General features: G+C 71.2%; 18 protein-coding genes and 1 tRNA gene. 10 read left to right on the top strand and 9 right to left on the bottom strand.

Features of this window, described 5'->3' with window-relative positions:
- The first annotated feature begins 21 nt into the window (after window positions 1–21).
- The 3 genes from QSK34_RS30350 to QSK34_RS30340 all read left to right on the top strand — a co-directional run bounded on the left by QSK34_RS30350 (window position 22) and on the right by QSK34_RS30340 (window position 2796).
- Window positions 22–1680, top strand: a complete 1659-nt coding sequence (locus tag QSK34_RS30350; protein WP_285589081.1) for a molybdopterin-dependent oxidoreductase — start codon at window positions 22–24, stop codon at window positions 1678–1680.
- 76 nt (window positions 1681–1756) lie between these two features.
- Window positions 1757–2536 (top strand): toxin glutamine deamidase domain-containing protein, encoded by a 780-nt coding sequence (locus tag QSK34_RS30345; protein ID WP_030455591.1) that lies wholly within the window; start codon window positions 1757–1759, stop codon window positions 2534–2536.
- Window positions 2533–2796, top strand: a complete 264-nt coding sequence (locus QSK34_RS30340; RefSeq protein ID WP_030455592.1) for an SUKH-4 family immunity protein — start codon at window positions 2533–2535, stop codon at window positions 2794–2796. Before QSK34_RS30345 ends, QSK34_RS30340 begins: the two co-directional genes overlap by 4 nt.
- Here the strand turns inward: QSK34_RS30340 and QSK34_RS30335 are convergent.
- From QSK34_RS30335 to QSK34_RS30320, 4 genes are all read right to left on the bottom strand, one after another.
- Window positions 2793–5288, bottom strand: a complete 2496-nt coding sequence (locus QSK34_RS30335; RefSeq protein WP_285589077.1) for an ABC transporter permease — start codon at window positions 5286–5288, stop codon at window positions 2793–2795. The two genes, QSK34_RS30340 and QSK34_RS30335, sit on opposite strands and share 4 nt — an antisense overlap.
- Window positions 5289–5291: 3 nt before the next feature.
- Window positions 5292–6035, bottom strand: a complete 744-nt coding sequence (locus tag QSK34_RS30330; RefSeq protein ID WP_285589075.1) for an ABC transporter ATP-binding protein — start codon at window positions 6033–6035, stop codon at window positions 5292–5294.
- A gap of 92 nt (window positions 6036–6127) precedes the next feature.
- Window positions 6128–6805: a response regulator transcription factor gene (locus tag QSK34_RS30325; protein ID WP_161481322.1), complete on the bottom strand. Its 678-nt coding sequence runs from the start codon at window positions 6803–6805 to the stop codon at window positions 6128–6130.
- A complete protein-coding gene (locus QSK34_RS30320; RefSeq protein ID WP_285589072.1) occupies window positions 6802–7983 on the bottom strand; it encodes a sensor histidine kinase in 1182 nt (393 codons plus the stop codon). The genes QSK34_RS30325 and QSK34_RS30320 overlap by 4 nt, the downstream gene beginning before the upstream one ends.
- Window positions 7984–8844: 861 nt before the next feature.
- On the opposite strand from QSK34_RS30320, the gene QSK34_RS30315 reads away from it, so the two are divergent.
- Complete coding sequence (locus tag QSK34_RS30315; protein WP_030455597.1) at window positions 8845–9039, top strand: hypothetical protein; 195 nt, start codon at window positions 8845–8847, stop codon at window positions 9037–9039.
- Window positions 9040–9044: 5 nt separating this feature from the next.
- Here the strand turns inward: QSK34_RS30315 and QSK34_RS30310 are convergent, their stop codons facing one another.
- Window positions 9045–9620, bottom strand: a complete 576-nt coding sequence (locus QSK34_RS30310) for an NADPH-dependent FMN reductase (protein ID WP_285589069.1) — start codon at window positions 9618–9620, stop codon at window positions 9045–9047.
- Window positions 9621–9707: 87 nt separating this feature from the next.
- Here QSK34_RS30310 and QSK34_RS30305 point away from each other — a divergent pair, with 87 nt between their 5' ends.
- Entirely contained in the window at window positions 9708–10184 is a 477-nt protein-coding gene (locus QSK34_RS30305; protein ID WP_285589067.1) for a MarR family winged helix-turn-helix transcriptional regulator, read from the top strand.
- A gap of 35 nt (window positions 10185–10219) precedes the next feature.
- Entirely contained in the window at window positions 10220–10792 is a 573-nt protein-coding gene (locus QSK34_RS30300) for a TetR/AcrR family transcriptional regulator (RefSeq protein WP_285589065.1), read from the top strand.
- Here QSK34_RS30300 and QSK34_RS30295 read toward each other — a convergent pair.
- Window positions 10780–11469, bottom strand: coding sequence for an SDR family oxidoreductase (locus QSK34_RS30295; protein WP_285589062.1), 690 nt, complete (start codon window positions 11467–11469; stop codon window positions 10780–10782). The two genes, QSK34_RS30300 and QSK34_RS30295, sit on opposite strands and share 13 nt — an antisense overlap.
- Before the next feature lie 412 nt (window positions 11470–11881).
- Here QSK34_RS30295 and QSK34_RS30290 point away from each other — a divergent pair, with 412 nt between their 5' ends.
- Window positions 11882–13666 carry a hypothetical protein gene (locus QSK34_RS30290; RefSeq protein WP_285589060.1) on the top strand — a complete coding sequence of 595 codons (1785 nt, stop codon included), beginning with the start codon at window positions 11882–11884 and terminating at the stop codon, window positions 13664–13666.
- Window positions 13663–13821, top strand: coding sequence for a hypothetical protein (locus QSK34_RS30285; protein WP_285589058.1), 159 nt, complete (start codon window positions 13663–13665; stop codon window positions 13819–13821). Before QSK34_RS30290 ends, QSK34_RS30285 begins: the two co-directional genes overlap by 4 nt.
- A 309-nt stretch (window positions 13822–14130) precedes the next feature.
- Here the strand turns inward: QSK34_RS30285 and QSK34_RS30280 are convergent.
- Window positions 14131–14204: transfer RNA gene (locus QSK34_RS30280), tRNA-Leu, on the bottom strand.
- A gap of 37 nt (window positions 14205–14241) precedes the next feature.
- Entirely contained in the window at window positions 14242–14712 is a 471-nt protein-coding gene (gene bcp / locus QSK34_RS30275; RefSeq protein ID WP_285589055.1) for a thioredoxin-dependent thiol peroxidase, read from the bottom strand.
- Between the two features lie 117 nt (window positions 14713–14829).
- On the opposite strand from bcp, the gene QSK34_RS30270 reads away from it, so the two are divergent.
- On the top strand, window positions 14830–15177 hold the full coding sequence (locus tag QSK34_RS30270; RefSeq protein ID WP_161481314.1) for a DUF3618 domain-containing protein: 348 nt from the start codon (window positions 14830–14832) through the stop codon (window positions 15175–15177).
- An 83-nt stretch (window positions 15178–15260) separates the two neighbouring features.
- On the opposite strand, the gene QSK34_RS30265 is transcribed toward QSK34_RS30270, so the two are convergent.
- Window positions 15261–16418, bottom strand: a complete 1158-nt coding sequence (locus QSK34_RS30265) for an amino acid deaminase/aldolase (protein WP_285589052.1) — start codon at window positions 16416–16418, stop codon at window positions 15261–15263.
- A 123-nt stretch (window positions 16419–16541) separates the two neighbouring features.
- On the opposite strand from QSK34_RS30265, the gene QSK34_RS30260 reads away from it, so the two are divergent.
- Entirely contained in the window at window positions 16542–17129 is a 588-nt protein-coding gene (locus QSK34_RS30260; protein ID WP_285589050.1) for a DUF6286 domain-containing protein, read from the top strand.
- The last annotated feature ends 3 nt before the right edge of the window (window positions 17130–17132 follow it).

The following is a 17132-nucleotide window of genomic DNA, read 5'->3' as shown; positions in this document are numbered from 1 at the left end:
GGGCGTTCGTAGGATCCTTGTGTGACATCTCGCTCGACCGCGCCCTCCTGGGTCGCGGCACTCGCCGGGCTGACCGCCGCCGCCGTGGCGGTCGGCGTCGGCCAGCTCGCGGCCGGCGTCATCGGCGGAGACTCCTCACCCGTGGTGGCGGTCGGCAACGCGGCCGTCGACCTGTCCCCGTCGTGGCTCAAGAACTGGGCCATCGCGACCTTCGGCGAGAACGACAAGACCGTCCTCATCGGCGGGATCTTCGTGGTGATCGCCCTGCTGGCGGCGGGGTTCGGAGTGCTGGCCCGGATCCGGGTCGGCTACGGGCGGCTGGCCCTGTTGCTGTTCGGCGTCGTCGGCGCGTGGGCGGCGGCGACCCGGCCCGACGCGGGCATGCTCGACGTGCTCCCCTCACTGCTCGCGGCCTGGGCCGGAGCCTCGGCGCTGACCAGGCTCTTCCGGCGGCTGGAACCGGTCGAGACGGCGGAACGGGTCCGGGAGCCGGCCGAGGAGACCGCCGGAGACGAGGCCGCCCCGCCGGTCGAGCGCGACGAGCACAACACCGCGGCCGGGACTCAGCCGCTTGAGCAGCCGCCGGTCATGCTCGCCGGGGACCGGCTCAGGACCATCGACCGGCGCAGCCTGTTCACCGGCGTGGCGACCGGCGCCGGGGTCGCCGTGGTGACCGGGGCCGCCGGGGTCTGGCTCGGCGGTCGCAACAACGTCGCCGCGGAGCGGGCGCAGGTCGCGGCCACGCTGCCGAAACCGGCCACGCCGCTGCCGCCGCTGCCCGCCGGGGTCGACTTCAAGATCCCGAACCTGGCGCCGTTCGTCACCCCCAACCACGACTTCTACCGGGTCGACACCGCCCTCGCCCTGCCCAACGTCGACCCGAACACGTGGTCGCTGAAGATCCACGGCATGGTCGAGCGGCCCATCGAGCTCAGCTTCGCCGAGTTGCTGAAACGCCCCATCGTCGAGGCCGACGTCACGCTGACGTGCGTCTCCAACCCGGTCGGTGGCCCCTACGTCGGCAACGCCCGCTGGCTCGGCGTGGCCATGGCCGGGGTGCTGCGCGAGGCCGGGATCAAGGCCGGCGCCGACATGCTGCTGTCGACCAGCGCCGACGGCTGGACCGCGGGCACCCCGGTCGAGGTCGTCATGGACGGCCGCGACGCCCTGTTCGCGTTCGCCATGAACGGCGAGCCGCTCCCGGTCGCGCACGGCTTCCCGGTCCGGCAGGTCGTGCCGGGCCTCTACGGCTACGTCTCGGCCACCAAGTGGGTCGTCGACGTCAACGTGACCCGGTTCGACCAGGAGACGGCGTACTGGACCGACCGGGGCTGGGACGCCAAGGGGCCCATCAAGACGCAGTCGCGCATCGACACCCCGCGCAACAAGACCAAGCCGGGCCGCAACGTCGTCGCCGGGGTCGCCTGGGCGCAGACCAAGGGCATCGCGAAGGTCGAGGTCAAGGTCGACGACGGGCCGTGGCAGGAGGCGCGGCTGGCCGAGGTGCCGGGCCTGGACACCTGGCGGCAGTGGACGATCGACGTCGACCTCACCAGCGGGCTGCACACGCTGTCGTGCCGGGCCACCGACGAGACCGGCGAGACGCAGACCAACCACGGCGCCCCGCCGGAGCCGAACGGCGCCACCGGCTACCACCGGGTTCTCATCGAGACCACCTGAACGGCAGGATTCGGGAAAGCCGGTTGCTCAACGGAGTCGCCCCCTTACGATCGGTCACATCGAAGGGAAGGGGTCGATGGCCGAGCGTCAGTCCCGGTGGCGGTTGCCGACCGGCGTCTACAATCCCGTCGTCACCGGTGACGGGCGCCGGTGGCGTGACTACGAGAAGGCCGCCGAGACCCCCGCGCCGTCCCTCGATCCGCGGCCGTCCCCGCTGCCGTCCCGGTTGCCGCCGGCGGGCGACGACTGGTTCGACCGGGCGGCCCGGCCGCGTCCGCTGGAGCAGTCGCGGCCCTACGGGGTGCCGGGCGGGCTGGCGAGACCCGACCCGCAGGCACAACGAGATCTCGCCGAGGCGTTGAGCGGCAGGTTCCCCGATCCGCGCGGCACCTGGATCCGGTTGATCAACGCCGAAGGGCCGACCGACGACCCGTTCCGGTCGACCAATGCCATCGACTGCGCCCTGTCGGTCATGTCGTCGTGGCACGGCGAACCCGTCGTCGCGGCGGCCCGCCAGCCCGAATACGACCGGGTCGGCAAACCCGTCCTCTCGGGTGAGGCGGGCGGGGTGGCCAGGGCCGAGCAGTGGCTCGGCCATCGTTTCGAGTACGTCGGGCAGGGCCGCCGCGCCTACGCGGTGGTGGCCGGGCGGTTGCGGTCGGCCGGACACGGCGCCGCGACCGTGCTCATCACACGCTGGCCCCAGGGGGGCAGCCACGCGTGGAACGCCGTGAACTCAATGGGGGAGGTGCTGTGGATCGACGCACAGCGGGGACACATGGCCATCGAGCCGCCGTACGAGAACGTGACGGGGGTCTTCTGCGTGGTCCTCGACCGCGCGGGTCAGCGGGTGTGAGCCCGGACACCGCCCGCGCGCTGGCCGAAGAATGGTTCAACGGGGGGCGGGCCCGCTCCACCGAGGTCGCCGTCTACGCCTTCGACGACGGATTCGTGGCCTGGGCCAGAGACGACGAGCCGGAGGACCCGAGCGTCCTGCCGGCGACCGTGGGGGGCGGCTGCATCGTCATCGACCGGCGTACCGGCGAACTGGCCGTCCGCCCCCTGCTGGCGCCGGAGTTCGTGGCCGAGCAGTGGCCCGACCACGTTCCCCGCTAACTGGAGGCGAGTGACCCCACGATGGAGGCGTTGGCCGCCCGGCGGGCGGGCAGCACCGCCGCGAGCACCCCGGCCAGCGCCGACAACACCAGATAGAGCAGCACCTGGCCGGCCGGCACGACGAAGACGGTCTCGTTCGGGATCGTCTGGAGCGCCGCCCACCCGAAGGCGACGCCGATGACGACGCCGACCATCGCCCCGACCAGGCCCAGCACCAGCGCCTCGATCGAGAGCATGCCGCGCAGCTGCGGCCGGGTGAGGCCGAGGGCGCGCAGCAGCGCCGACTCGCGGGTGCGTTCGTGCACCGACAACGACAGGGTGTTGGCGATGCCGAGCAGGGAGATCAGGATCGCCAGCCCGAGCAGCGCGGCGAAGATCGTGAACATCATGTCGAAGGCCTCGTCGAACTCGCCCCGCACCTCGGCGGCGCTGGAGAGCTGCGCGGTCGGGTAGGCGACCAGCGCCGACTCGACGGCCCGGCGGGCGGCGTCGGCGGCGGCGGGGTCCTTGGCCTTGACGTAGACGCGGGCCGGGCCGACCTTTCCGTAGTACTTCTCGAAGTCGGCCAGGGTGACCGTGTAGGGCAGCGCCTGGTTGAAGCTGCCGTCGGCGATCACGGCCACCACCTTGAGGTCGACCTTCCCGGCCTCGGTGGTGTCGAGGGGGACGGTGCCGCCGACCCGTACACCCAGGTCCTTGGCCTGGTTCTCGGACAGCGCGACGGTGCCGGGGCCGAGGGCGGCGAGCGAGCCGGAGCGGACCTCCGGCCGGAAGGCCGCGCCGTCGGGGAGGGTGCCGACGGTGACGCCGCCGTGGTCGATCCGCCGCAGTTCGGCGACCAGCCCGGCCTCGGGCAGCGCGCGCAGCGTCGCGGGCACCTCGGAGGGCAGGAGGGGCGTGCCGTCCTCGCGGCCGTACTGCGCGGTGATCATGAAGTCGACGGGGAACTGCTCGTCGAGGCTGCCGACGACCGTCTCGCGGGTGCTGGCGGTGATCACCGAGATGAGGGTCATCAGGGTGACGCCGATGGTCAGCGCGACCGTCGTGGTCGCGGCCCGCTTCGGGTTGCGGCGGGAGTTGTCGACGGCGAGCCGCCCCGGCACGCCGAAGACCTTGCGCGGCACCCACCCGGCGAACGCGCTGAGCGGGCTCATCAGGATCGGCCCGATCACGATCACGCCGAGGAAGAACACCGCGCCGCCGCCCATCGCGGTCAGCAGCCCGGCGTCGCCGTCGAGCACCCAGATCGCCACGGCGGTGAGCCCGAGCCCGCCCGCCAGCAGCAGCCCGGCGATGATGGACCGGACCAGCCCCGCCCGGAACGTCTGCTCCTCGACCTGGCTGCGCAGCGCCGCGATCGGCGCCACCCGGGTCGCCCCGCGGGCCGGCAGCACCGCCGCGACCACGGTCACCAGCAGCCCGACGACCAGCCCGAGCACGATCGTGCGCGGCGTCAGCGCGATGCTCGCGCCGGTCGGGACGGGAGCGTCGAAGCGCCCCATCACGTCGAGGGCGAGCGCGCCCAGCCCGAGCCCGACCAGCAACCCCAGCGCCGACGAGATCAGCCCGACGATCGCCGACTCCAGCAGGATCGACCGGAACACCTGCCCGCGCGTCGCCCCGATGCAGCGCAGCAGCGCCATCTCGCGGGTCCGCTGGGCGACCAGGATGTTGAAGGTGTTGTAGATGACCAGCGCCGCCACGAACATCGCCACGCACCCGAACAGCAGCAGCACGAGCACCAGGTAGTCGAGCTCCAGGTTGCTCTCGGCGGCCAGCCTCTGGGCCAGTTCCTCACCGGTCCTGATCGTGTACGTCTGCCCGAGCGCCTCCGACACCGCCTTCTTGAGCGCCTCGGGGGAGACCCCGGCCGCGGCGGCCAGGTCGACCTCGTGGTAGCCCTTCGCGCCGGTCATCTCCAGCGCGGTCGCGGTGTCGAACCCGACCGCGCCGGTGAAGGCGAGACTCTGGTCGACGCCCACGTCGATGATGCCGACCAGGGAGAACTGGCGCCGTTTCTCAGCGAGGTCGAGCACGGTGATCGTGTCGCCGACCTCGAACTGCCGCGTGCGCGCGGTGTTCTCGTCGAGCACCGCCTCACCGGGGCCGGCCGGGGCGTGGCCGCTGACGTAGTTCGTCCGGTCGAGCGGCCCGGCGACGACGGAGACGCCGCTCGTCGCGGTGGACCCGGCGGCCCGGCCCGACCTGTCGAGCAGCGGCGCGGTGCCCCGCACGAGCCCCTGCGCGGCGGCCACGCCGGGCAGGGTCTTCAGCTTGGCCAGCACCTCTTCGGGGATGTTCTCGTCCTTCGGGGTGACCGCGACGGCGACCTTGTCGGCGTCGGCCGTGAAGAGCTGGCGGAAGCCCTGCTCGATGGTGTCGGTCAGCACGAACGTGCCCGCGATGAAGCCGACGCCGAGGGTGATGGCCAGCGAGGTGAGCAGCAGCCGGAGCCGGTGTGCCACCAGCCCGGCCAGCGTGGTGCGCAGCACGGCTCAGGCCTCCAGCTTCAGCAGCATGTCGTGCACGCTCTGCGGGGTCGGCTGGGTCACTTCGCTGACCAGCAGCCCGTCGCGGAGGAACACCACGCGGTCGGCGTAGGAGGCGGCCAGCGGGTCGTGGGTGACCATCACGATGGTCTGGCCGAGTTCGCGCACCGACCGGCGGAGGAACGACAGGACCTCGGCCCCGCTGCGGGAGTCGAGGTTGCCGGTGGGCTCGTCGGCGAAGATCACCTGGGGCTTGCTGATGAGGGCGCGGGCCACCGCCACCCGCTGCTGCTGGCCGCCCGAGAGCTGGCTCGGCTTGTGGGACAGGCGGTCGCGCAATCCCACGGTCTCGACCACGCGGTCCATCAGGACCTGGTCGGCCTGCCGCCCGGCGATCTCCAGCGGCAGGCGGATGTTCTGCAGGGCGGTCAGGGTGGGCAGCAGGTTGAAGGCCTGGAACACGAACCCGATGCGTTCGCGGCGCAGCAGCGTGAGCTGCTTGTCGGACAGGGTCGTGATGTCGGCGTCGCCGATGTGCACATGGCCCGCGCTGACCGTGTCGAGCCCGGCCAGGCAGTGCATCAGGGTGGACTTGCCCGACCCCGACGGCCCCATGATCGCCGTGAACGCCCCCGTGGCGAAGCTCACGTCGATGCCGCGCAGCGCGTGGACGGCGGCGTCGCCCTGGCCGTAAATCTTGCTGAGCCCCCGTGCCACCACGGCGGCGCGGACGTCGGTAGTCATCGTCATGGTCAGCAACGCTATTGACGCGCCCCCGGCTTTTCTTCGGTCGCCGGGACGGCCTTCCCATGGTTCTGGGGTCGCCTCCGGGGCTCCTGTTGCTACCGGGGAGGTAGCCGCGGGTCAGACTTTCGGCCGACCATCCCGGTCTCGTACGCGTAGACCACCACCTGCGCCCGGTCGCGCAGCTCCAGCTTGGCCAGGATCCGGCCCAGGTGGGTCTTCACCGTGGCCTCGGCGAGGGTGAGCCGCGTGGCGATCTCGGCGTTGGAGAGCCCTCGCGCCACGTGGACGAGCACCTCCCGCTCGCGGGCGGTCAGGCCGTCGGGCTCCGGGGCGGTGGGCGCCTCGGGCAGGTAGGCGGAGACGAGGTCGAGCAGCCGCCGCGTGGTCGACGGGGCCACCACGGCGTCGCCGTCGTGCACCGACCTGATCGCGCTCAGCAGGTCGGCCGGGGGCACGTCCTTCAGCAGGAAGCCCGACGCGCCGGACCGGATCGCCGCGAAGGCGTATTCGTCGAGGTCGAACGTGGTGAGGATGAGGACCTTGGGCGGGTTCGGCAACGAGGTGATCAGCCGGGTGGCCTCGACCCCGTCCATGCGCGGCATCCGCACGTCCATCAGCACGACGTCGGCGACCACGCCGCCCTTGACCAGCTCCACGGCGGCGGCCCCGTCGCCGGCCTCGCCGGCCACCTCGATGTCGGGCTGCGCGCCCAGCACCATGCGGAACCCGGCCCTGACCAGCTCCTGGTCGTCGACCAGGATCACCCGGATCATCGCGGGCCCCCCGCCGGGATGCGCGCCACCACGAGGAAGCCGCCGCCGGGCTTGGGGGCGGCGTGGACGTCGCCGCCGTACATGGAGACCCGTTCGCGCATGCCGATGAGGCCGTGGCCGCCCTCGCCCGTGGCCGAGGCGGCGCCCCGGCCGTCGTCGGCGATGCGCAGCAGCACGTCGCGGGGGCCGTAGACGACCTGGACCGTGGCCTTCACCCCGGGCCCGCCGTGTTTGAGGGTGTTGGTCAGGGCCTCCTGGACGATCCGGTAGATCACCAGCTGTAGTCCTTCCGCGAGATGATCGGGCGTGCCCTCCACCCGGATGTCCACCGGCAGCCCGGACGCGCGCACCTGGCGTACGAGCTCGTCGAGCTGCCCGAGCCCCGGCTGGGGCGCGTACTCCTCCGACCGCGCCCCGTCGTCGCGCAGCACCCCGACCAGCCGCCGCATCTCGGCGAGCGCCTGCCGCCCGGTCGCCGAGATCGCCTCGACGGCTCGTTTGGCCTGGTCGGGGTCGCTGTCGATGGCGAACCCGGCCCCGTCGGCCTGGACCACGATGACGCTGACGTTGTGGGCGACGACGTCGTGCAGCTCCCGCGCGATCCGGGCGCGCTCGGCGGCGGTGGCGATGAGCGCCTGCTGGTCGCGCTCCCTCTCGGCGCGTTCGGCCCGCTCGACCAGGTTCTCCACGAAGCGCCGCCGCATGTTGACGTAGATGCCGCCGATCCAGATCGCGACCACGAACACCGAGGCGTTCAGAAAGATCTCGACGTCGAGCTCGCCCCAGTCGCTCAGCACCATGCCGGTCCCGAGTTCGGCCACGGCGCCCGCGGCGACCGCCCACGGCAGCGAGCAGGACGCCGCGACCGTGAACATCGCCACCAGCACGGCGAGGTTGGCCGGGATCGCCGCGACGTCGCCGAGCCACTGGAGGAGACTGACGCCCGAGACGAGCGCCATCACCGCGAGCGGGAACCGCCGCCGCCAGAACAGCGGCCCGACCAGCAGCGCCGAGAGCCCGAGCACGCCCCAGGTCCCGATGCCCTCGCCGCCGGTGATGTCGAGCCCGGCGCCGATGTCGGGCGCGCTCAGCAGGCAGTACAGCAGCAGCGGCGTCACCATCAGCGTGTCGATCCACGCGGGGTGCCGCCGCCTGAGGGCGCGTAGCTTGCCGAGCACGCCTCAAGAGTACGTATGCGCAGTTCCCGGCACGGTCCGCCTAGCGGCGGATTCGGCCCTACGACCCAGGTCGCAGTCCGGGTGGTGCTTACGCGCCTCTTACGGGCGGCCGGGCAGTATGAATCCCGGGAGCTGCATCCTTGGGGTGTTAGGGAGAAAAGATTCGCGATGACGGATCACGACGCCGGGCCGCGCGGCACTGAGGACACGAACACAGCGCCGCGCGACCCGGCCGACTCCCCTACCAGGGAGATCCCCATGGTGGACGCCCCGGCTTCCCCGGGCACCGGCGCCTTCGGCGCAAGCCCTCCTGGCACGGCCTCCGCTCCTGACCCCGCACGTGCAGGGGCCTTCGGCGCGAAGCCCCAGAACGGCCCTGCCGGTTCTTCTGACATCGATTCTCTCGGAGCGGCCCGCTCCGGCGCGGGTTCCCCGGCGGCCGGTTCCGTGGACGCGGGTCCCTCCGCCCCGACCGGCCCTGCGGGTGCTGGGGCATTCGACGCGGCTCCCTCCGCTCCGACCGGTCCTGCCGGTGCCTTGGGCGCGGGTCCTTCCGCCCCGACCGGCTCTGCGGGTGCTGGGGCATTCGACGCGGCTCCCTCCGCTCCGACCGGCCCTGGCGGTGCCTTGGGCGCAAGGACTTCCGGTGTCGATCCCTCCGGTGCGGGTTCCCCTGAGGCCGGCGCGCCTCGTGCGGGCAGTTTCGCCTCGCCTCCGCCGCCCCGTTATCGGTTCGGTGGTTCCGCCGCCGCGAAGACGGCGCCCGCCGGATACGCCTTCGGACCCGGCGGGGCCGGATGGGACGCCCCCGGGTGGCGTACCGTCTCCGCTTCCGAACCGGCCCCCCGCCGACGGTTCGGTGTGGTCGCCCTGCTGGCGGCGGGGCTGGTGGGCGTCATCCTCGGCGCCCTTCTCGTGGTGGCGGTCGATCAGCCCTGGCGGGACGAGCGGCCGCCGTTCGGGGTGGTCGTCGACCAGCCCGGTCCGCGGCAGAACCTCCCCCGGTTCTGCGAGCGGACCGACACCGGTTTCCGCTGCGAGTTCCCCCGCTCGTAAGCCGTTCAGGCGGCCACGCCCGCGCGGACCTGACGCAGGGCCCCCGCCCAGGACTCGAGCTGGTCGAACAGGGTGTCGGCCGAGGCGTCGTGGATCTGCGACGGCTGGAAGACCGAGAAGTTCTCGAAGTCGTGGAACAGCGAGAAGGAGACCTGCTGCCGCACGTGGGCGACCTGGAGCTCGCTGAGCATCGCCCGCAGGTGCTCGATGGCGCGGGCGCCGCCGAGGGAGCCGTACGAGACGAAGCCGGCGGCCTTGTTGTTCCACTCCTTGTAGAGGTAGTCGATGGCGTTCTTCAGGACGCCCGAGGTCGAGTGGTTGTACTCCGGGGTGACGAACACGAAGCCGTCGTAGGAGTCGATGGTGGCCGCCCACGCCTTGGTGTGGTCGCCGGCGTAGTTGCCGAAGCTCGGCGGGTAGGCCTCGTCGAGGTGGGGGAGCGGGTGGTCGGCCAGGTCGACGAGCTCGTAGTCGGCGCCGGCGCGGTCCTTGGCCCGGGTCATGACCCAGTCGGCCACCGCCTTGCCGTTGCGGCCAGGGCGGGTGCTGCCGAGGATCACCGCGATCTTCAGCTTGCTCATCTCGTACTCCTCAGAAGTTGAAGTTTCAATGAGTTGAGACTAGACCGCGATGACATGAACGTTCAAGTCATAGCCTAGACTGTGAGTATGACCACAACAGACGGGGTGCGCTGGCTGAGCAGCGGCGAACTGGCGGCCTGGCGGTCGTTCAGCCTCATGCTGGCCCGCTTGCCCGCGGCCCTGGAGGAGCAGCTCCAGCGCGAGGGCGGGCTCAACTTCGTCGAATACCACGTGCTGGCCGGCCTGTCCGACGCCCCCGACCGGACCATGCGGATGAGCGGCCTGGCCGTGCTGGTCAACTCCGAGTTGTCGCGGTTGTCGCACCTGATGCGGCGGCTGGAGAAGCGCGGTCTCGTCCGGCGCGAGCCCGACCCCTGCGACGGCCGGTTCACCAACGCCATCCTGACCGACGAGGGCTACGCCCACCTCGTGAGGCTGGCCCCGGGCCACGTCGCGACGGTGCGGAAGCTCGTGATCGACGCCCTCGACGAGAGCCGGCTGGACTCCCTGCACCAGTGCTCCGAGGACATCCTCCAGGCCATCGACGCCTGCGACGGGGAGTAAACCCATCTGTTTCCCCACGAGCTAGACTTGGCGTCATGGCAGAGACGATCCCCTCCGACGACGTACGCGACCGTGTGCTCACCAGCGCCCGCCGGCTGTTCAACGGCCGGGGCATCAACGTGACCGGCGTCGACCTGCTGTCGGAGACGGCCGGGGTCTCCAAGCGCAGCCTCTACCAGCGCTTCCGCACCAAGGACGACCTCATCGAGGCCTACCTGGCCGAGGAGATGAGCTGCGTCCTGGCCGACCTGCTGCCGCCCGCCGACGCGGGCCTGTCGCCCGCCGAGCGCATCATGGCGCTGTTCGCCACGGCCCGCCGCCAGTCGGAGATCGACGACTATCCGGGCTGCCCGGTCCTGAACACGGCGGCCGAGATCCGCGACCCCGCGCATCCGGTGCGGGTGGCCGCGGTGGCGTACAAGAAGAAGATGCAGGCCCACTTCGAGGCGGAGGCCCGGCTGGCCGGGGCCGCCGACCCCGGCCAGCTGGCCGAACAGCTGATGATGCTCTTCGACGGCGCGATGACCTACGCGTCGGTCCGCAAGGAGCCCATGCCCGAGAGCCTGCTGACCGCCGTGCGGACCCTGCTCGACGCTCAGCTTCCGTAGATGGCGCTGGGGTCGAGGGACAGCGCCGACTTGACCTGCCGGGCCGTACCGTCGACGAGCACCTCCATGGCGCCGCTCTCGATGCCGTCGAACGCCTCGCGGGCGACCTCGTCCGGCGCCACCTTGTCGCCGGTGACGTGCGCGGCCATGTCGGTGTCGACGTATCCGACGTGGAGGCTGGTCACGCCGACCTTGGGCGACAGCTCCAGGCGCAGCCCGTTGGCCAGCATCCAGGAGGCGGCCTTCGTGGCCGCGTAGGAGGAGGTGCCCGGGACGACGGCCCACGACAGCACCGAGTTGACGATCAGCAGGTGGCCCTCACGGGCGGTCAGTGTGGCCGCGAAGGCACGGCTGACCTGCAGGGGCCCGAAGTAGTTGACCTCCATCTCCCGGCGGATCGTCTCGAGGTCGTCGTTCACGATCGAGGTGCCGAGCGTGACGCCGGCGTTGTTGACGACGACGTCGACGTCGGTGAGCCGCTCCGCGAGCTCGGCGATCTGGACGGGGTCGGTGATGTCGAGTTTGACCGGCACGACGCCGGGCGTGGTGACGGCCTCGGGGTTGCGCGCGGCGGCGTAGACCTTGCCCGCCCCGCGTGCCAGCGCCTCTTCGGCCAGGGCCTTCCCGATGCCCCGGTTGGCACCGGTGACCAGCACGGTCGCGTCTTGGATCTTCATGGGAACCTCCGGTAAACAGGTCTGTTTCCGGCCAGCGTAAACCGATCGGTTTACCGAGGGCAAATCGCCGCCGCGACCCTGTCTGCCTCCGCTTCCGTGTGGGAACCGTCGCGAAGGGTGGGCGGGGTGGCGCGGCGGCGAGCCGAGGGCCGTCGTGAAGCGGCCGAGGTTTCGCAGGGTCGTTTTCCGCTGGGAAGTGAAATGCGCTGCGACATTCTCATCTGCCAATGTCGGGTATTGACGGTGAATAGCCCGAATATGCAATAAGGGAGCGTGTCGGATCTATTCCGCAGGTGATCGCCATCTGCGCGTGGACCCTCGTGAGCATGGCGGTCTGACGCGAAAGTGTCGCCGTCGCCCGGAAATTGCAGATGTCCGCCGGTACGTCCATACCCCGCTAAGATCGCGTCCCATGCTTTTATGGCGGATTTTCAGGATTGCAGTAGTAGGACTGGTTCTGGCGGCGGCGGCCGTGGGCGTGGTGTTCAGCGACGACGTGCTCTGGGTGGCCGTCGAATGGACGCACCCCAGCCTTCTGGAGTTCTACGCACCTGACGGTCTCGACGCCACGGCGAAGGCGGTGCTGATCGTGGCGGCCGTGGTGAAGGCCACGCTGCTGTGGCTGATCCTCCGCGTGCCCGCGCCGGGACCGCTCGACCGCAGGGAGAGGGCGCTGCGGTGGCTGCTGTACCTGGCGGTGGCGTACATCCTCGTGTTGTGGTTCCCGCTGGGGCTGCTGTCGGACATGGTCGACCTGGTGTTCTGCATCGTCCTGTGGAGCGCGATCTACGTCCTCTACCTGCTCGTCATCCGCTGGCGGTCCCGGGTGTTGCGTGCGGCGGCCGGAGCGTTGTTCGCGGTCATGGTGGCCGGGATGGTCAACGAGGTGCTCGACGAACTCAACCTGCCCGAACTCGGGCCGGGCATGGTCGTCGGAATCGGCTTGATCGTGTGTGGCCTGCTGGAGACCGTCCTCACGCTCGTCGGGCAGCATCGCGACGGCCGGTGGAGCCGAGGCACGCTGACCGCCGGCTGGTTGTCGTTGAACAGCTACCTGCTGGTGTTCCCGCTCCAGTACCTGTCCGGAGGTTTCGAGAGCGACAGCCTGGTTCTCACGATCTTCATCGACGCGGTGGCGCTCGTGCACGTCGTGTGGCTCGCGGCGACCGCCCGTGAGATGCCCGCCGGAGGCCTCCCCCCGGAGCCGCTGCCGCCCGCGCGGCAGCGGCTGATCCGTGTCGCGGTGGCGGCCGTGGTCGTACTGCCGGTCGTCGCGTTGATCCCGCCGGAGTCCGCTCCGCGCACCACCTTCAGCGGCTGGTCGATGGGCTGCTACGAGTTCGCGCCCTTCGGCGACCTCAAGCCCGAGGAACGCGACGACGCGTTCCTGTGCCGGGCCCGGGACCAGATGGGCGGAGTGCCGCCCATGTTCCCAGACACCGTGTCCGACCAGCAGATCCTCGCGTACGGGCGGGAGTTGTGCCGGACGGAGGACCGCGAGGAGCAGGAGGCGCTGCTGCGGCGGGCCGGGAGCGAGCGGGCCTCGTGGGGCGTGGACTCATCGGACCTCGTCTACGTCTGCCCGGAGATCGTCGGCGCGACCCAGCCCGAGCTGCTGCGCTCGTCTGAAGAGATGGAAGCCGCGAACGAGGCCTACATCGCCGAGCTGAACGCCCGCTGCCGCGACCCGTGGCCCCGGACGAAGGGCGTCGTCCAGGCCACGGCCAACTACTCCCTGTTCGCCGACGGCGACTTCGGCTATTACGTCCACGATCCGAAGGACGAGCGCGGCGAGACGCTGGCGGAGCAGGCGATCGAGAGGCTGTACGAGGACGACGCGCAGGTCGGCGTGGCCGGCAGTTCGGTGCTCGTCGGGCACATCGAGGACGTCATCGACCTGTGCCTCACCGTGAAGGCCTTCCGCACCGCACCCCCATTGAGGCTGGCCGGCTGGGACCAGGTCACCGAGGTGCCGATCACCACCCCCCACGGTCACCTGACCGTGCCCGAGGCGGGCGGCGGCGACGTGGGCGCCAACGCCCCGATGCCGAACCTGGCGATCGAAGGAAAGGGCCGCTACCGGCTGCGCGTCTATGTGCGGCTCAACGGGGGAGACGAGGAGCACCTGGTCGTGGTCTTCCCGGGCACGTCGAAGAAGCGACTGAAACTCAAGACGTGGAAGTACGACAGTGAGTGACAGCCGTCCTGAGAGTGGGACCGCAACTCGGTACGGACGCCGACGCCGCCGAGAACGTGGTCATCGCCGTCACCACCGGCGAACTCGACGACGTGACCGAGATCGCCAAAAGGCTCAGGGCCCTGGACGGCGGCCGAGAGCCGACGGACTCTTAGAAGCCAGCTGAGCGCCCGCCGAAACAGCAGAGGGGCAAGCGCCACCATGCTCCGAGATCAGTGCGAGCGAAGCGAGAACGATCCGAGCGAAGCGAGGCCCTCCAGGGAGCGCGAGGGGCGGAGCCCTTCGCCAGGAGCGAGAGCGACCCGGAGCGAAGCGACGCCGGGGGCGCGAAGCGCACCAGGGGGAGCGCGAGGGGGCGACAGCCCCTTCGCATCGGGGGGTTCGGGGGGTCGTCCCCCCGGGTGAGGCGAGGCACGGCTCGCGAAAGGCGCCGAAGGCGCCGCCCACGAGCCGTCCCGAGCGAGTGGGGTTGGCGGGACTCGAACCCGCGCTGGCATGATCCTAAGTCATGTGCCTCTGCCAATTGGGCTACAACCCCGCTGGGCGGAAGTGATCCTACCTCCCGCCGTCGGGCATCAGGAAACCCCGAGTTCCTTCAGCAGCCGGGCCACGTGTCCGGTCGCGCGGACGTTGTAGAAGGCCTTCTCGATCTTCCCGTCGGGGTCGATCACGAAGGTCGACCTGATCACGCCCATGATGGTCTTGCCGTAGTTCTGCTTCTCGCCGTAGACGCCGTACGCCTTGTGGACTTCCAGGTCTTCGTCGGACAGCAGCGGGAAGGTCAGTGCGTCGCGTTCGGCGAACTGGCGGAGCTTGGGGGGTTTGTCCTTCGAGACGCCGAGGACGGTGATGCCCTTGCCGGTGAGCGCGGCCAGGTTGTCGCGGAAGTCGCAGGCCTGCTTGGTGCAGCCTGGAGTCATCGCCGCTGGGTAGAAGTAGAGCACGACTCGCTTGCCGTGGAGTGAGTCGAGCGACACGTCGTCGCCGTCGGCGCTGGTCAGGGTGAAGCCGGGGGCGGCGTCGCCGGGTTCGAGTCGCTGGGTCATGTCGCCTCCGTTGCGGTGTGTCTCGACGCGAACAAACTACCGGTTCGGCCGCTGCGGGATGCGCGGCCCGCACCTGGCAGACTTGATCGAACACACCCTGTGACAGGAGGCGACCCCATGGCCGAGCCAGATCCGGACACCCTCGAGCGGCGCATAGAGCGCACTCGCGCCGAACTGGCCAAGACGGTCGACGCGATCGCCGACCGGGTCAGCCCCAAGAAGGTCGCCGGACGCAGTGTGGCCAAGGTGAAGTCCCAGGTCAAGGCGCAGACCGAGCAGGTCGTGTCGACCATAGGAGACATGGTGGGGCAGGCGCAGAGCCCCAATGGGCACCGTCCGGCGGCCGACGAGCCGTGGGACGACGACTACCCGGCGTCCCCCATCGCGCCGGTACTGATCGGGCTCGGCGTGGCGGTCGCCGTCGGGGCGGTCATCGTGATCATGCGGCGTCGCCGGAGGCGTTAGGGGCGGGCCGGGCGCGGCCGGTCGCCGCCGCCCGCGGGGAGGTCCGGAGGCGGCGGGCGGGGCCGGGCGGGCGGAGCCGTAACTCAAAGAAAGGTTTGGCCTTCGCCCCGGTAGGTGGGGGCCGTGGCGGTCACCCGGTCGCCCTCGATGAGGTGCAGGGTGTCGAAGCGTTCGCAGAGTTCGCCCGCCTTCGCGTGGCGGAACCACACCCGGTCGCCGATCTTGAGTTCGTCGGCGGCGCTGCCGTGGAGCGGGGTCTGGACCTCGCCGCCGCCCTCGTCGCCGTTGTGGCGCAGGCCTTCGGGCAGGTGGGGGACGGCCGCCCGGCCGGGGCCCGCGCCCGAGGCGGGGTAGCCGCCGCCGAGGACGGTCACGACGCCGGGGCCGGGGCGGCGGACGACCGGGAGGGCGAAGAGGGCCGCGGGGCGGCCGGTGAAGTTGCTGTACCGGTCGAACAGGGTCGGGTGGTAGAAGCCCGATCCGGCGGCCACCTCGGTGATCGCGGGCTCCCGTGCGGTGGTCTCGATGCTGCCGGTGCCACCGCCGTTGACGAACTCCAGGTCGGTCACCTCGCGCACCGCCGCGACGATCGCGGCCCGGCGGACGGCCAGTTCCCGGCGCGAGCGGCGCTGGACGAACCGGACGGCCACCCCGTAGGGGCCGGGGACGCGGTCGCCGAGGCCGGCGATCTGCGCCTCGTAGGCCATCAGGCCGACCAGCCGCAGCGACGGGTTCTTGCCGATTCGTCTCGCCAGGTCGGCGGCCTGTTCCGGGGTGCGGACGGGTGAGCGCAGCGCCCCGGCGCGGAAGCGGCCCACGACGTAACCGGCGTCGATGTCGAGACAGACCCGGATCGGGTGACGTCCGGTCAGCAGGGGGAACTGCTCGGGTGAGTCGACCATGAGGGTGATCTCGCGGCTCAGGTGCTCGTCGGCGGCGAGGGCGGCCACGGCGGCGCGGTCGGTGGTCGGGTAGGCGACCAGGATGTCGCGGAATCCACTGGAGGCCAGCCACAAGGCCTCGGGCAGGGTGAACGCCATGATCCCCCGGTAACCGGGCAGGTCGAGGACACGCCGGAGCACCTCGCGGGAGCGGATCGACTTCGACGCGACCCTGATCGGGGTGCCGGCGGCCCGTTCGGTCATCGACCGGGCGTTGGCGGCCATCGCGTCGAGGTCGACGACGGCCAGCGGGGGGTCGAGATGGGACGTGGCCCGGTCGTATCGCTGCCGGTCGCTCATGGGCAGCACTCTAGCCTTTTGTGAGCATGTTTCATATTTGCCCGGCAAAACCTGTCACAAGATCGAGTCATCCGGGCCCGGCGTGCTGATCGCGGCCCTCCGGCCGTGTATCCCTGGGTGACCATGAGCGCGGTAGACGAGATCCGGACGACCAAGGACCGCCGCCGGGCCCGCCGCCGCACGGCCATGCGGGCCCTGCGGCCGGGGCGGACCCCGGCGGGCGCGGGGGTCGCGGGCGCCCTGGTGGTGCTGGGCACGGCGCTGGTGGGCGAGATGGTGTGCGCGTTCGCCGGATGGCCGACGGGCTGGTCGGGGCTGCCCGGCGTGCTCGGCCTGGCCTGGGGCGAGCCGCTGGTCGCGCTGACGGGGTCGCTGATGGTGGTGAGCGGGACCGCGCTGCTGCTGCTGGCGATGATCCCGGGCCGTCCCCGCCTGGTTCCCCTTGAGGTGGGCGACGACGGGCTCGTCCTGGGGCTGACCCGGGCAGGGCTGAAGCGCACGCTGGTCGCCGTGGCGATGACCGTCTCGGGGGTCGACCTGGCCTTCGTGCGGCTGCGCCGGGGGCAGATCGAGGTGACCGTGCTGACCAGGGGGAACCGCACCGGAGGGCTGCTCAAGGAGGTCGGCGCCGCCGTCGGCGACCGGCTGGAGGGCCTGGGTGTCCACGGCCGTCACGAGGTTGTCGTCCGGCTGCGCCGGAAGAGCTCATGAGGA

The organism is Herbidospora sp. NBRC 101105 (assembly GCF_030269205.1).
Classification (GTDB): Bacteria; Actinomycetota; Actinomycetes; order Streptosporangiales; family Streptosporangiaceae; genus Herbidospora; species Herbidospora solisilvae.
This window is presented reverse-complemented; position numbering and strand designations above follow the sequence as displayed.